This is a genomic window from Rhodococcus sp. NPDC003382 (assembly GCF_053589135.1).
Map to the genome: position 1 here is coordinate 95,702 of NZ_JBSFRH010000019.1, position 12,787 is coordinate 108,488.

Below are 12,787 nucleotides of genomic sequence, written 5' to 3' on the forward strand. Positions count from 1 at the left end.
ATCAGCCTTTCCGGAAGTCACGCCGCAAGCGACCGAAGCGCGGCGTGACTTTCGTCGTTTCCGGGCTCGCGTAGCTCCGCGTCCGCCGCGACCTGGTCCGGCGCAGCGACGGCCGGCGCAGTGCACCCGATCGGCGCATGCTGCGCGGGTAGCGCGCGGTCCGGGCCATCCACTCGCCGAGTGTGACGCCCGCCGCGAGCCCGCAGCCGATCCCGAACGCGGCGAACAGGGCGGTCAACCCGACGAGCAGTTCCGACTGCAAGATCGCGTACAGACCGCGGTACAGCGCCAGGCCGGGCAGCAGCGGGGTGATCCCGGCGACCGCGACGACGAGCGGCGGAGTGTAGGCACGGCGGGCCATCAGGCCACCGGCGAAGCCGACCACCGTCGCCGCGGTCGCCGACGCGATGATCGGGCCGACGCTCAGCTCCAGGGCCAGCTGGTACACCAGGGCACCGGCCGCGCCGCCCAGGGCCGCTGCCGTCAGTGCGCGGCGCTCGGCGTAACAGGCCAGGGCGAAGAACAGCGACGCGGCGGCACCGGCCGCGAACTGCGTCGGCAACTGGGTCAGACCCGTCTGCGCGACGTAGGAGATGACCGGTAGCTCCGCACCCAGCAGGACGGCGACCCGCAGTGTCGTCGCCACACCCGCGATGATTCCGCCGGTCATCATGACCAGCTCGAAGAAGCGGGCCGATGCCGTGATGGGCGCGCCCGTGATCGCGTCCTGCACCGAACCGACCAGCGACAGGCCCGACAACAGCACCGTCACCCCGGCCGCGATGATCAGTCCCGGCGACACCGTGACCCCCAGCGGTTCCCGGAACGCGTACAGCGTGATCGCCGGGGCGGTCGCGATGATGCCGCCGACCAGGTGCTGGAAGAAGAACGGCAGGCCCAGTCCGTTGAGGAACCGGTTGACCCGGTCGATCACCAGCGTCGATACGAACGCGACGGCCGCGACGAGCAGGCCACCGCCGAGCAGTATCCCGATCGACGCCGCCATCGCGGACCAGGCGAAGGTCGCGACCCAGCGGTTGTAGGGGTGCGGAGCCGACGTGATCGCGAGCAGTTCCTCGCGGGCCTGGGCGGGGGAGATCGCGTCCCGTCTGATGCGGCGGGTCAGCCGGTCCACCGCCGCGAGCCGGGTGAAGTCCATCGACCGGTAGTGCACGATCCGCATCGTGCTCGCCGGCGGCATCGTCGGGCCCCGGTGCGCCGACAGCACGATCGAGTTGTAGGTCACGTCCACGTCGCAGCGCGCCAGCCCGTAGGTCGCCGCGACGAACTGCACCTGATCCGAGGTGTCGATCGCGCCGGTGCCGGAGGCGAGGAGCACTTCGCCGACCCGCACCGCGACGTCGAGGGCTTCGGCGACCGTCGCGTCGTCGGTCAGATCGATCGGCTGCAGCGGCGCCGGAGCCTCGGTGACCGCGTCGACGGTTGCCCGTCGATCCAGGACGAGTTTTCCGAGCATTGCGCTCAGCACGTTCACCATCGCGTGCCCCCGGAGATGGGAACCAGGATCGTCGCCGGGGAAACCATGCACCCCACCGTAACCAAACCGGCCGGTGGCGCGAGGGGGCTGTGATGCCTATATGATGATCGCGCTTCACTGCCTCCTTAGCTCAGTGGTAGAGCACTCGCCTTGTAAGCGAAAGGTCGTCGGTTCAATCCCGACAGGGGGCTCCACGATCGGCCAAAGGGCCGATCCGCGCATCAAAGCGACATCCGCACAAGTCCTGGACGTGTGCGGATGTCTGTTCGTTCTGCGGCTGACGACGCGCGTCAGCCGGGCGGGAGTTCACCCTTTCCGGAAGCGCCACCGGAAGCGCCACCGCTGCGCAGCCAGCGGCCCGGCAGCTTGCCCGCGAGGTCGCCGAGAGGTCCCACCGCACCGCGCAGCAGTTCCACCGTTTCCTGCAGCAGGTCGATGCTCAGGTGCATCTGCTGGATGCCCGGCGTCAGCTGCGCGAGGGTCTCGGACAGCGACACGATCTGGTCGAGCGGGCCGCCCTCGGCGAGCAGTCGTTCGAGCGCGCCGCGTTCGGACAGCAGGACGTCGAGGACACCGCCCTCCGCGAGCGCGCGTTCCACGACACCGCCCGGCTTGATCGCGGTGTCGACGATGCCGCCGGGCGCGGTCAGCCGTTCGACGGCGCCGTCGCGGGCGAGCAGTCGCTCGAGCGGGCCGTCGGGTGCGGTGAGCCGATCGAGCAGACCGCCCTCGGAGAGCAGCCGGTCGAGGGCACCGTCGTCGGCCAGGACCCGATCCAGCGGGCCGCCGGGCGCGGTGATCCGGTCGAGGGCTCCTCCCGGCACGAGCAGTCTCTCGAGGATTCCGTCTGGGGCGGTGAGCCGGTCGACGGCGCCGCCGGGCGCGAGCAGCCGGTCGAGCGGACCACCCGGTCGCAACGCATGCCCGAGCGGGCGATTGTCGGACGCGAGCTCGGACACCTGCTGCAACAGTCCCAGGGTTCCGCGGGTATCGGTGAGGCCGACCGCGCCGAGCGTCTCGTAGGTGGCCGGGGAGACGGCCACGCGGACCGTGCCGATGACGGACTCCGCGATCCCGAGCGCGGTGTCCGCCGCGGTCAGGCCGACCCGGAGCGGGAATGCGAGCGCGGACGCCAGATTCATGCGTTCACTGTAACCACCGGACACACGAGAAAACGGTCTAGTGGAGCGCCTTCAATCCGATGACGCACCCGACGATTCCGAGGATGAGGAGGATTTTGGCCACCGAGACGGCCTCGCCGCCGGTGACCATCGCGAATCCGACGGTCAGCGCCGCGCCGATCCCGACCCAGACCGCGTACGACGTGCCGACCGGCAGCGAACGCATCGCGTATGCGAGGCCGGCCATGCTGGCCACCAGGGCGACGACGAAGAGGACGGACGGTCCGAGGCGGGTGAATCCGGCCGAACGGCTGAGCGCCGTGGCCCACACCGCTTCGAGGACACCGGAGAAGACGAGAACGATCCATGCCATGACGAGCTCCGCTGCACCGTCTTGTCGCTGGCCGGGTACGGTGCGCTCGTCCGGGTGTCGATCGACGGTCTGTAGTCTAGCGAACTTTTTCGCGGCGGCCCGAGGTCAGGACGCCCGCAGCGCCGTCGCGGACACTCGCAGCTCGGTGCAGCCGCAGCCACCCGACAGTTCCGAGCAGTCGATGATCAGGCTGTGGCGGACCGACGCGAGGTCGGTGCAGTCGGGGTCGGTGCATTCGATCTCGACAATCGCATGCACCACGAGGGTTCCGTGGCAGTGGTCCAGGTCGGCGAGGCAGGCGGAGCACGACATGCCCTCATTGTTAACACCGGGGTCCGACAGCTGTGTGAGGCGCGCCCGTCACCGCCCGCCCGAGTCCGCAATGCCCGAGTCTGCACTCCCAGCGTTCTCACAGGAAGCAGTCAGCGACCGGACAGCCGCACCCGAGACAATGGGTTACGTGACCGTTCCCGAAGCGCGAATCCTGATCGTCGACGACGAGCCGAACATCGTCGAACTGCTCGCAGTGAGCCTGAAGTTCCAGGGGTTCGAGGTCGCGACCGCGTCGAACGGCACGGAGGGCCTCGACCGGGCCCGCTCCTTCCGTCCGGACGCGGTGATCCTCGACGTGATGATGCCCGGCATGGACGGGTTCGGGATGTTGCGTCGTCTGCGCGCCGACGGCATCGACGCCCCCGTGCTGTTCCTCACCGCGAAGGACTCCGTCGAGGACAAGGTGTCGGGCCTGACGCTCGGTGCGGACGACTACGTCACCAAGCCGTTCAGCCTCGAGGAGGTCATCGCGCGCGTGCGCACGATCCTGCGCCGCGCCGGGAAGGTGTCCGAGGAGGACCGGTCGTCGCGCATCACCTTCGCCGACATCGAACTCGACGACGAGACCCACGAGGTGTGGAAGGCCGGACAGCCGGTGTCGCTCTCGCCCACCGAGTTCACCCTGCTGCGGTACTTCATGATCAACGCGGGCACGGTGCTCAGCAAACCGCGCATCCTCGACCACGTGTGGAACTACGACTTCGGTGGCGAGGTGGGGGTCGTCGAGTCGTACGTGTCCTACCTGCGGCGCAAGATCGACACCGGCGACCGGCCGCTCATCCACACGCTGCGTGGCGTCGGATACGTGATGCGCGAGCCGAAGTAGATGCGTCGCCTGCCCGCCCTGCCGCTGCGATTCACCCTCGTCGCCGCGCTGCTCGTGCTGTCGGGGCTCGGGCTGCTCGCGTCCGGGATCGCGGTGACCTCGTCCCTGCAGGGGTCGCTGCTGAGCCGGATCGACCGCGACCTGCACGACGCCGCGCACGGCTGGGCCAGGCCGCTCGGCACCCGTCCGGATCCGCCGCCTCCGGCGGTGGGTCCGGACCGGCCGCCGAGCCTGTTCTACGTGCAGGTCCTGAACCCGGACGGCACGGCGCGGGTCACGATCAACGATCGGTCGGCGGCCCCGGCACTGCCGGGCGCGCCCACGCCGGAACCGGTGACCGTCGGGTCCGTCGGCGGCTCCGGCCCCCGGTGGCGGGTGCTGACCACCTCCAACCCCGACGGCGGCACCACCACCGTCGCGATGAGCCTGGAGGAGATCGGGGAGACGGTCGGGCGACTCGTCGTCCTGCAGCTCGGAATCGGCACCGCGGTGCTGGTCGTGCTGGGCGTCGCCGGCTACTTCGTGGTCCGGCGCAGCCTGCGCCCGCTCCGGGAGGTGGAACGCACCGCGGTCGCGATTGCGGGCGGTGACCTGCACGAACGTGTGCCGGAGCGGGATCCGCGCACCGAGGTGGGGCAATTGTCCGTGGCTCTGAACTCGATGCTCGCGCAGATCCAGTCGGCGTTCGCGGCGACCGCCGCGTCCGAGGAGTCGGCGCGCCGCTCGGAGGAGAAGATGCGCCGGTTCGTCGCCGACGCGGGGCACGAGCTGCGCACCCCGCTGACCACGATCCGCGGGTTCTCCGAGCTGTACCGGCAGGGGGCCAGCCGCGACACGGATCTGCTGATGACCCGGATCGAGAACGAATCGCGCCGCATGGGAGTCCTCGTCGAGGACCTGCTCATGCTGGCCCGTCTCGACGCGCAGCGGCCCCTCGAGCAGAAGCCCGTGGACCTGCTGGCCCTCGCCGCCGACGCCGTGCACGGTGCCCGCGCCGTCGCGTCGGACCGCACGATCGGGCTCGAGGTCATCGACGGACCGGGCACCCCCGAAGTGCTCGGCGACGTGGTGCGACTGCGGCAGGTCGTCGACAATCTCGTCACCAACGCGCTCACGCACACCCCGGCCGATGCGTCGGTGACCGTGCGGGTCGGCACCGTCGGTGAGGACGCCGTGCTCGAAGTCGCGGACACCGGACCGGGACTGGCCGAAGAGGATCGGGAGCGGGTGTTCGAACGCTTCTACCGGACCGACACCTCGCGGACCCGCGCGTCCGGCGGCAGCGGCCTGGGTCTGTCCATCGTCGCGGCACTGGTCGCCGCGCACGGCGGCACCGTCGACGTCGACAGCGAGGTCGGCAGGGGCGCGACGTTCCGCGTGCTGCTGCCGCGGCGGCAGGTGGACTGACTTCTCGGTAAGTTACCCGCTTCGGTGTCTGCGGAACAGGCCGCGCGACGCTGGAGGCAAACCGAGTATGGGCATCACCGACACGGCACGCAGTGCGGCAGGCGCTGCGTTCGGCGCGGCCCGCAACACCTGGTCGTTGTTCGCGGGCGACGGGATCGCGCCGCCGCACCGCACCCCGTCGGTGGTCGTCGGCGACGGCCCGCACCGCACCCTGCGCCGATTCGGCCCGGAGGATGCCGGGGCCCCGGTCCTGCTCGTCACCCCGCTCGCTGCGCCGTCGAGCTGCTACGACCTGATGCCCGACCAGAGCGTGGTGCAGTACCTCGTCGAGCTCGGCCGCAGCGTCTACGTCCTCGACTACGGGCCGATGAACGTCGACGACCGCGACCTCGGATTCGAGGTGTGGATCGACGACATCGTGCCCGAAGCGATCCACCGGGTCTCCGAGCTGAGCGGCAACCGCGAGGTCGACCTCGTCGCATGGAGCCTCGGCGGGACGCTCTGCCTGCTCACCGCCGCCGCGCACCCGGAGCTCCCGATCCGGTCGATCGCCGCGTTCGGCACGCCGATCGACTACGCGCGGATCCCGCTGCTCGCGGTCGCGCGGCTCGCAGGACGATACGTCGGTGATCCCGTCCTGGCCGGGGTGTCACGCGTCCTCGGCGGTGTCCCGGCACCACTCGTGCAGATCGGCTACCGCGCGACCGCTCTCGAGCGGGAACTGTTGCGGCCGTGGTTCATCGCCCTGAACATCGCCGACGCCGACCGACTGGTCCGCATGGAATCGATCGACCGGTTCCAGGCCGGCATGTTCGGTTATCCGGGACGGTTGTTCCACGAGATGGGCATGCGCCTGACCGTCGCCAACGACCTCGCCTCCGGGAAGGCGCGGTTCGGGGAGCGCACGATCGACCTCGCCGCAGTCACCGTTCCGGTGCTCGCGCTGGCCGGAACCGAGGACGTCCTGGCGCCGGTTCCGGCCGTCGAAGCGATCACCGGTGTCCTGCCGAACGCGGCGGTCCGGTTCGCGACCGCGCCCGGCAGTCACCTCGGTCTGCTCACCGGGCCCACCGCGCGCACCACGTCGTGGGTGCACCTGGCGCAGTTCCTGGCCGACCCGCACGGTACGCCGCAGGTCCCGGCGAGCGACCTCGCACCCGAGGCCCGGGACGCTCAGTCCGGGACGTTGGCGCCGTAGCCCAGTTCCCGCAGCGCCGCGCGGATCTTGTCGCGGGCCTCGTCGAGGGCCTCCGGCGACGGGTCGCGCTCGGCCTTCGAGATGTCGAAGTCGCCCAGGTCGTAGGCGGGGAACACGTGCAGGTGCAGGTGCGGAACCTCGAGTCCGGCGATGAGCAGGCCCGCGCGCGGGGAGTCGTACGCTGCGCACACGGCACGGCCGATGATGCGGGCGACGCCGTTGACCTCGGCCCAGAGTTCGTCGTCGACGTTCTGCCAGTGGTCCACCTCCTCGCGGGGGACCACGAGCACGTGGCCCGGGTTGATCGGGTTGATGGTGAGGAACGCGACGACGTCGTCGTCCTGCCACACGAAGCGACCCGGCAGGTCGCCGGCGATGATCATGCTGAATACGGAAGCCATGTCGGGGAGGATAGGCGCCGAGGTATCCGCTGAGCAGACGGACACCCGCCAACGGATAAACCGTCGGCGGATGACTTTCGGCGAGCGGATCCGACGGTCCGCCCGGCTGAAACCGTGGCACCGGGCAGTCCCGTAGTCTGTCCTGCGTGCGCGTACTCGTTATCGGCTCCGGTGCCCGTGAACATGCTCTCGTCCTGGCTCTGTCCCGCGACCCGGGGGTGACCGCGGTCCTCGCCGCACCCGGCAACGCCGGAATCGCTCAGATCGCCGAACAGTTCCCGGTCGACGCCGCCTCCGCCGAGCAGGTCGTCGCGCTCGCGAAGGAACAGAACGTCGACCTCGTCGTGATCGGCCCCGAGGTCCCGCTGGTGCTCGGTGTCGCCGACGCGGTGCGTGCCGCGGGCATCGCATGCTTCGGCCCGTCCGCCGCCGCCGCCCGCATCGAGGGATCGAAGGCGTTCGCCAAGGACGTCATGAACACCGCGGGGGTGCGGACCGCGCACAGCGAGGTCGTCGATTCGCCCGGCGTGCTCGACGAGGCGCTGGATCGCTTCGGTCCGACCTGGGTCGTCAAGGACGACGGACTCGCCGCCGGCAAGGGCGTGGTCGTCACCGCCGATCGCGCCGTCGCGCGCGATCACGCCGCCGAGATCCTCGAGAACGGGCACCCGGTCCTGCTCGAATCGTTCCTCGACGGCCCCGAGGTCTCGCTGTTCTGCCTGGTCGACGGCGAAACCGTCGTTCCGCTGCTGCCGGCCCAGGACCACAAGCGCGTCGGTGACGGGGACACCGGACCCAACACCGGCGGCATGGGCGCGTACACGCCGCTGCCGTGGCTGCCCGCCGAGACCGTCGACGTCATCGTCGAGGAGGTCGTCCGGCCGGTCGCCGCGGAACTCGTGAACCGTGGCTGCGGCTTCTCCGGGCTGCTGTACGCCGGTCTGGCGATCGGCAAGGACGGCCCCGCGGTCGTCGAATTCAACTGCCGCTTCGGCGACCCCGAGACGCAGGCCGTTCTCGCGCTGCTCGAGTCCCCGCTCGGTGAGGCGCTCGCCGCCACCGCCAACGGCACCCTCGCGGAGCTGCCGCCGCTGCGCTGGCGCGACGGTGCTGCCGTGACGGTCGTGCTGGCCGCCGAGTACTACCCGGCCAGCCCCCGCACCGGCGACGTCATCACCGGCGCCGGCGCCGACGCCGAGGGCGTGCTGCACGCCGGCACCAAGCGCAACGAGTCCGGCGCGATCGTCTCGGCCGGTGGCCGGGTGCTCAGCGTGGTCGGTGTGGGTGCCGATCTCAGCGCGGCCCGCGACCAGGCGTACGCGACACTCGCCGGAATCAAGCTGCCCGGTGGGCATTTCCGCACCGACATCGGGCTCGCCGCCGTCGAGGGCCGCATCACCGTCTGACCTGCTGTCCGGGGGCGGGCGGTAACCGATCGTCCGCCACCGGAAGGTGAGGGACTACCGTCGGATCCGTGCGTAACGAATCCCGACGATCGAACATCGAAACCTTCCACGTCATGGATGTGTGGAAGGCCGCGGCCGAACGTCAGCGCACCCACGGCGACGTGCTGTCGCTGGCGGCCGGGCAGCCGTCGACGCCGGCGCCCGCGCCGGTGCTGCGCGCGACCCACCGTGCGATCGACGACGAACTGCTCGGCTACACCGAGACCTTCGGGATCCTGCCGCTGCGCGAGGCGATCGCCGCCTACCACCGCGACCGCTACGGCATCGACGTCGACGCCGACGACGTCGTGGTCACCACCGGATCGTCGGGTGCGTTCACGCTGTTGTTCCTCGCCGCGTTCGACCCCGGTGACACCGTCGTCGTCGCGCGGCCCGGATATCCGGCGTACCGCAACACGCTCGCGGCGCTCGGCTGCAACGTGGTCGAGCTGGACTGCGGTCCGGACACCCGCTACCAGCCGACCGTCGCGATGCTCGAGGCGCTCGACACCCCACCGGCGGGTCTGATCGTCGCGAGCCCCGCCAACCCGACCGGCACCATGATCGAGCCGGAGGAACTGGCCGCGCTCGCCCGCTGGTGCGACGACCACGGTGCCCTGCTGATCTCCGACGAGATCTATCACGGCATCGAGTTCGCCACCCCGGGCACACCGGCCACGTCGACCGCCTGGGCGACGTCCCGCGAATCGGTGGTCGTCGGATCGGTGTCGAAGTACTTCTCGATGACCGGCTGGCGGCTCGGCTGGATTCTGGTGCCGCAGTCGCTGCAGCGCGCGCTGCAACGGCTCGCCTCGAACATGACGGTGTGCCCTCCGGCGATCTCCCAGTACGCGGCGACCGAGGCATTCGGTGCCGAGGCCCGCGCCGAGCTGGACGGGCACGTCGAGCGCTACGCCCGGAACCGGGATCTGCTGCTGGCGGGACTGCCCGCGATGGGGATCACGAAGCTCGCGCCCGCCGACGGCGCGTTCTACGTGTACGCGGACATCGCGCACCTGCTGCGACCCGGTGAGACGTCCACTGCGTGGTGCTCGCGGCTGCTGCACGACACCGGGGTCGCGCTCGCTCCGGGCATCGACTTCGACACCGTCCGCGGCGACGAGACGGTGCGCCTGTCGTTTGCCGGTGCGACCGCCGACATCGAGCAGGCGCTGGACCGCTTGCACGCCTGGCTGCAGCCCTCCTGACGGCACCCCGTGCCCGGGCAGCACACCTAGGGCGATGTCGTGCTTCCGGCCGTTCTCCCCTGGTGGAGCGGCCGAGACTGTCACGATGACAGTGTGACGACAGCTGCCACACCGAAAGGCGAGCGGCGCCGCCAGGCGCTCGTCGAATCGGCAGCCGAGCTCATCCTCGAGGGCGGTATCGACGCCGTCCGTCACCGCGCTGTCGCGAACCGGGCGGGCCTGCCGCTCGCCTCCACGACCTACTACTTCGAATCCCTCGACGAGCTGGTGGTGTGCGCGTTCCAGCACAACTCGTGCCGGGAGTTGGAGGAGATGCGGGCCCGTGTCGAGGAGGTGACCCCGTGCCGCCGCAGTCTCGAGTCGACCGCCGAACTGATCATCGACCTGCTGGTGGGGCCCCGCGGTGTCGGTGAGCTCGAGCGTGAGCAGCTGATCTCCCGGTACGAGCGGTGCGTTGCGACCGCGCGTCACACCGAGCTGCGCGACGTCCAGCTGCACGCTCGGCGGATCGTCGACGAATTGCTCACCGACCTGCTGGAACGCTGCGGCCGCACCGTCGATCCGACGCAGATCCGCAGGCTCGTGGCGGCTGTCGACGGAGCCGTCCTGGGAGCTCTCGGCGAGCTCGACCCCGATCCGCGCGGATTGGCCCGCGGGCTCCTGCTCGACGTCGTCGGGAGCGTCGCGCCGCCTGCCGACACCGATCCGGTGAGTCCCGACCCGTAAACTGTGCGGTTGTGAGCCTGATCCCGAACGTCCTTGCCACCCGTTATGCCAGCCCCGAGCTTCGGGAACTGTGGTCACCGCAGCACAAGATCGTGCTCGAACGGCAGCTGTGGCTGGCGGTGCTGCGGGCACAGGCCGAGCTGGGTATCGACGTTCCGGCCGAGGCTCTGGCCGACTACGAGCGGGTCCTCGAGAACGTGGACCTCGACTCGATCGCCGCTCGCGAGCGCGTCACCCGGCACGACGTGAAGGCTCGCATCGAGGAGTTCAACGCGCTCGCCGGGCACGAGCACGTGCACAAGGGCATGACCAGCCGCGATCTCACCGAGAACGTCGAGCAGCTGCAGGTGCTGCGGTCGCTCGAGCACGTGCACGCGCACGGTGTCGCGATCGCGGCGCGGCTCGCCGAGCGGGCCGCCGAGTACTCCACCGTGGTCATGGCCGGCCGCTCCCACAACGTCGCGGCGCAGGCCACGACCCTCGGCAAGCGGTTCGCGTCGGCCGCCGACGAGTTGCTCATCGCGCTGACGCGGCTGCAGGAGCTCATCGACCGCTACCCGCTGCGCGGCATCAAGGGCCCGATGGGCACCGCCCAGGACATGCTCGACCTGCTCGACGGGGACGCGGGCAAGCTCGAGCAGCTCGAACGGAAGGTCGCCGAGCACCTCGGTTTCTCGCACGTCTTCACCAGCGTCGGCCAGGTGTACCCGCGGTCGCTGGACCACGACGTGCTCTCCGCGCTCGTTCAGGTCGGCGCCGGTCCGTCGTCGCTGGCCCACACGATCCGGCTGATGGCCGGGCACGAGCTGGTCACCGAGGGCTTCCAGCCCGGCCAGGTCGGGTCCTCGGCCATGCCGCACAAGATGAACACGCGTTCGTGCGAGCGCGTCAACGGTCTGCAGGTGGTACTGCGCGGCTACGCGTCGATGGCCGCCGAGCTGGCCGGCGCCCAATGGAACGAGGGCGACGTATTCTGCTCGGTGGTGCGCCGCGTTGCGCTGCCCGACGCGTTCTTCGCCGTCGACGGCCAGACGGAGACGTTCCTGACGGTGCTCGCCGAGTTCGGTGCGTACCCGGCGGTGATCGAGAAGGAACTCAACCGGTACCTGCCGTTCCTCGCCACCACGAAGGTGCTGATGGCGGCGGTGCGTGCCGGGGTCGGGCGGGAAACCGCCCACGAGGTGATCAAGGAACACGCGGTGGCGGTGGCGCTCGCGATGCGCGAGGAGGGGCGCGAACCGGATCTGCTGGATCGCCTCGCCGCCGACGAGCGGCTGCCGCTCGACCGCACGGCGCTCGAGGCCGCGCTCGCCGACCGCTCTGCGTTCGTGGGGGCGGCCGAAGCGCAGGTCGCGTCCGTGGTCGAGAGTGTGAACGACCTCGTCGCGAGGTATCCGGAGGCAGCGAAGTACACGCCGGCTCCGATTCTCTGAGCGCGACGCGCCGAAACGCCCGGGGGGGGGACGTTAGATCGGGTAACAGATAAGACAGGGGAGAGAAATTGTCCGACAAACACGAGAACTCCGGGCGTGTTCGAGACGCGGTGCGCACGCGCGCTGCGCTGCTCGACGCCGCTCAGGAGATCTTCCTCAGGGACGGCTACGCCGCTGCCGCCACCGAGGAGATCGTGGTGCAAGCAGGGGTGACCCGCGGTGCGCTGTACCACCACTTCGCGAACAAGCGCGAGCTGTTCCGGGGTGTTATCGAGCGCATCCAGCTCGAGGCCGAGGAGACCCTGGGGAAGCAGGATCCCGAGACGTCCGAGTGGGAGAGTTTCAGCCGCGCGATCCTGGCGACGTTGGATACGGTGTACGCTCCCGCGACCCGCAGGTTGCTGCTCATCGAGGCACCGGCGGTGCTCGGGTGGACGGAGGTCCGCGAAACCCACCGCCACACGTCGATCCGCCGGATCGAGCATTCGCTGAGGGCGATCGCTCGCGAGAACGGGGATCTGTCGGAACCCTCGCCCGTGATGGCACACCTGTTGCTCGCCGCGATCGAGGAAGCGATGCTCTACCTCGCACACAGCGACGACCCCGTGCGTGACCGCCCGGAGGTCGAAGCGCAGCTGATGCGCCTGCTCGACGTCGTCCGTCCGGTGCCGGTGCGGGGCATCGCGTGAGCGTCTACGTAAATCTGATACTTCCTGCCACTGGCGTGGCAGGCGGTGAAGATCCACGTTCCTCACGGCTACCCACCACACCATCGTGCGATGTTGCGGGCTCGACCGTGTCCCACACCGACGCTTCGG

General features: G+C 70.1%; 13 protein-coding genes, 1 tRNA gene and 1 riboswitch. Of the genes, 9 read left to right on the forward strand and 5 right to left on the reverse strand.

Translation table 11 applies throughout. From position 1 onward, the window contains the following. Position 1: 1 nt before the first annotated feature. The gene (locus ACWDUD_RS15115) at positions 2-1,498 is read right to left on the reverse strand and encodes a threonine/serine ThrE exporter family protein (protein ID WP_450109822.1); all 1,497 of its coding nucleotides are present in this window, start codon (positions 1,496-1,498) and stop codon (positions 2-4) included. 119 nt (positions 1,499-1,617) lie between these two features. Here ACWDUD_RS15115 and ACWDUD_RS15120 point away from each other — a divergent pair. Further along, positions 1,618-1,692: transfer RNA gene (locus ACWDUD_RS15120), tRNA-Thr, on the forward strand. A gap of 96 nt (positions 1,693-1,788) precedes the next feature. Here the strand turns inward: ACWDUD_RS15120 and ACWDUD_RS15125 are convergent. The 3 genes from ACWDUD_RS15125 to ACWDUD_RS15135 form a co-directional block, all read right to left on the reverse strand. Beyond that, the gene (locus ACWDUD_RS15125; RefSeq protein ID WP_450109823.1) at positions 1,789-2,640 is read right to left on the reverse strand and encodes an ABC transporter; all 852 of its coding nucleotides are present in this window, start codon (positions 2,638-2,640) and stop codon (positions 1,789-1,791) included. A gap of 37 nt (positions 2,641-2,677) precedes the next feature. Then, on the reverse strand, positions 2,678-2,992 hold the full coding sequence (locus ACWDUD_RS15130) for a DMT family transporter (protein ID WP_450109824.1): 315 nt from the start codon (positions 2,990-2,992) through the stop codon (positions 2,678-2,680). Between the two features lie 10 nt (positions 2,993-3,002). Continuing rightward, a riboswitch (guanidine-III (ykkC-III) riboswitch) is annotated at positions 3,003-3,063 on the reverse strand. Between the two features lie 34 nt (positions 3,064-3,097). Next, positions 3,098-3,304, reverse strand: coding sequence for a hypothetical protein (locus ACWDUD_RS15135; protein ID WP_197251291.1), 207 nt, complete (start codon positions 3,302-3,304; stop codon positions 3,098-3,100). Between the two features lie 139 nt (positions 3,305-3,443). On the opposite strand from ACWDUD_RS15135, the gene ACWDUD_RS15140 reads away from it, so the two are divergent. From ACWDUD_RS15140 to ACWDUD_RS15150, 3 genes are all read left to right on the forward strand, one after another. Continuing rightward, entirely contained in the window at positions 3,444-4,151 is a 708-nt protein-coding gene (locus tag ACWDUD_RS15140; RefSeq protein ID WP_197251292.1) for a response regulator transcription factor, read from the forward strand. Beyond that, positions 4,152-5,558, forward strand: coding sequence for a sensor histidine kinase (locus ACWDUD_RS15145; protein WP_450109825.1), 1,407 nt, complete (start codon positions 4,152-4,154; stop codon positions 5,556-5,558). Between the two features lie 67 nt (positions 5,559-5,625). Further along, a complete protein-coding gene (locus tag ACWDUD_RS15150; protein ID WP_450109826.1) occupies positions 5,626-6,756 on the forward strand; it encodes an alpha/beta hydrolase in 1,131 nt (376 codons plus the stop codon). Here ACWDUD_RS15150 and ACWDUD_RS15155 read toward each other — a convergent pair. After that, positions 6,732-7,157 carry an HIT family protein gene (locus ACWDUD_RS15155; RefSeq protein WP_197251294.1) on the reverse strand — a complete coding sequence of 142 codons (426 nt, stop codon included), beginning with the start codon at positions 7,155-7,157 and terminating at the stop codon, positions 6,732-6,734. The genes ACWDUD_RS15150 and ACWDUD_RS15155 overlap by 25 nt on opposite strands. Positions 7,158-7,303: 146 nt before the next feature. On the opposite strand from ACWDUD_RS15155, the gene purD reads away from it, so the two are divergent. The 5 genes from purD (at position 7,304) to ACWDUD_RS15180 (ending at position 12,658) form a co-directional block, all read left to right on the forward strand. Continuing rightward, on the forward strand, positions 7,304-8,563 hold the full coding sequence (purD, locus tag ACWDUD_RS15160; protein ID WP_197251295.1) for a phosphoribosylamine--glycine ligase: 1,260 nt from the start codon (positions 7,304-7,306) through the stop codon (positions 8,561-8,563). Positions 8,564-8,631: 68 nt separating this feature from the next. Next, positions 8,632-9,810: a pyridoxal phosphate-dependent aminotransferase gene (locus tag ACWDUD_RS15165; protein ID WP_248675268.1), complete on the forward strand. Its 1,179-nt coding sequence runs from the start codon at positions 8,632-8,634 to the stop codon at positions 9,808-9,810. Positions 9,811-9,903: 93 nt separating this feature from the next. Next, positions 9,904-10,536, forward strand: a complete 633-nt coding sequence (locus ACWDUD_RS15170) for a TetR/AcrR family transcriptional regulator (protein WP_197251296.1) — start codon at positions 9,904-9,906, stop codon at positions 10,534-10,536. 11 nt (positions 10,537-10,547) lie between these two features. Continuing rightward, a complete protein-coding gene (purB, locus tag ACWDUD_RS15175; protein ID WP_197251297.1) occupies positions 10,548-11,969 on the forward strand; it encodes an adenylosuccinate lyase in 1,422 nt (473 codons plus the stop codon). A 68-nt stretch (positions 11,970-12,037) separates the two neighbouring features. Further along, the gene (locus ACWDUD_RS15180; RefSeq protein WP_231610186.1) at positions 12,038-12,658 is read left to right on the forward strand and encodes a TetR/AcrR family transcriptional regulator; all 621 of its coding nucleotides are present in this window, start codon (positions 12,038-12,040) and stop codon (positions 12,656-12,658) included. The last annotated feature ends 129 nt before the right edge of the window (positions 12,659-12,787 follow it).

What these genes read in the sequence shown, in the direction of transcription:
- ACWDUD_RS15150 (WP_450109826.1), top strand. Translation starts at nt 5,626, where the DNA reads ATGGGCATCACCGACACGGCACGCAGTGCGGCAGGCGCTGCGTTCGGC.
- ACWDUD_RS15125 (WP_450109823.1), bottom strand. Translation starts at nt 2,640, where the DNA reads ATGAATCTGGCGTCCGCGCTCGCATTCCCGCTCCGGGTCGGCCTGACC.
- ACWDUD_RS15155 (WP_197251294.1), bottom strand. Translation starts at nt 7,157, where the DNA reads ATGGCTTCCGTATTCAGCATGATCATCGCCGGCGACCTGCCGGGTCGC.
- ACWDUD_RS15140 (WP_197251292.1), top strand. Translation starts at nt 3,444, where the DNA reads ATGGGTTACGTGACCGTTCCCGAAGCGCGAATCCTGATCGTCGACGAC.
- ACWDUD_RS15145 (WP_450109825.1), top strand. Translation starts at nt 4,152, where the DNA reads ATGCGTCGCCTGCCCGCCCTGCCGCTGCGATTCACCCTCGTCGCCGCG.
- ACWDUD_RS15135 (WP_197251291.1), bottom strand. Translation starts at nt 3,304, where the DNA reads ATGTCGTGCTCCGCCTGCCTCGCCGACCTGGACCACTGCCACGGAACC.
- ACWDUD_RS15115 (WP_450109822.1), bottom strand. Translation starts at nt 1,498, where the DNA reads ATGGTGAACGTGCTGAGCGCAATGCTCGGAAAACTCGTCCTGGATCGA.
- ACWDUD_RS15130 (WP_450109824.1), bottom strand. Translation starts at nt 2,992, where the DNA reads ATGGCATGGATCGTTCTCGTCTTCTCCGGTGTCCTCGAAGCGGTGTGG.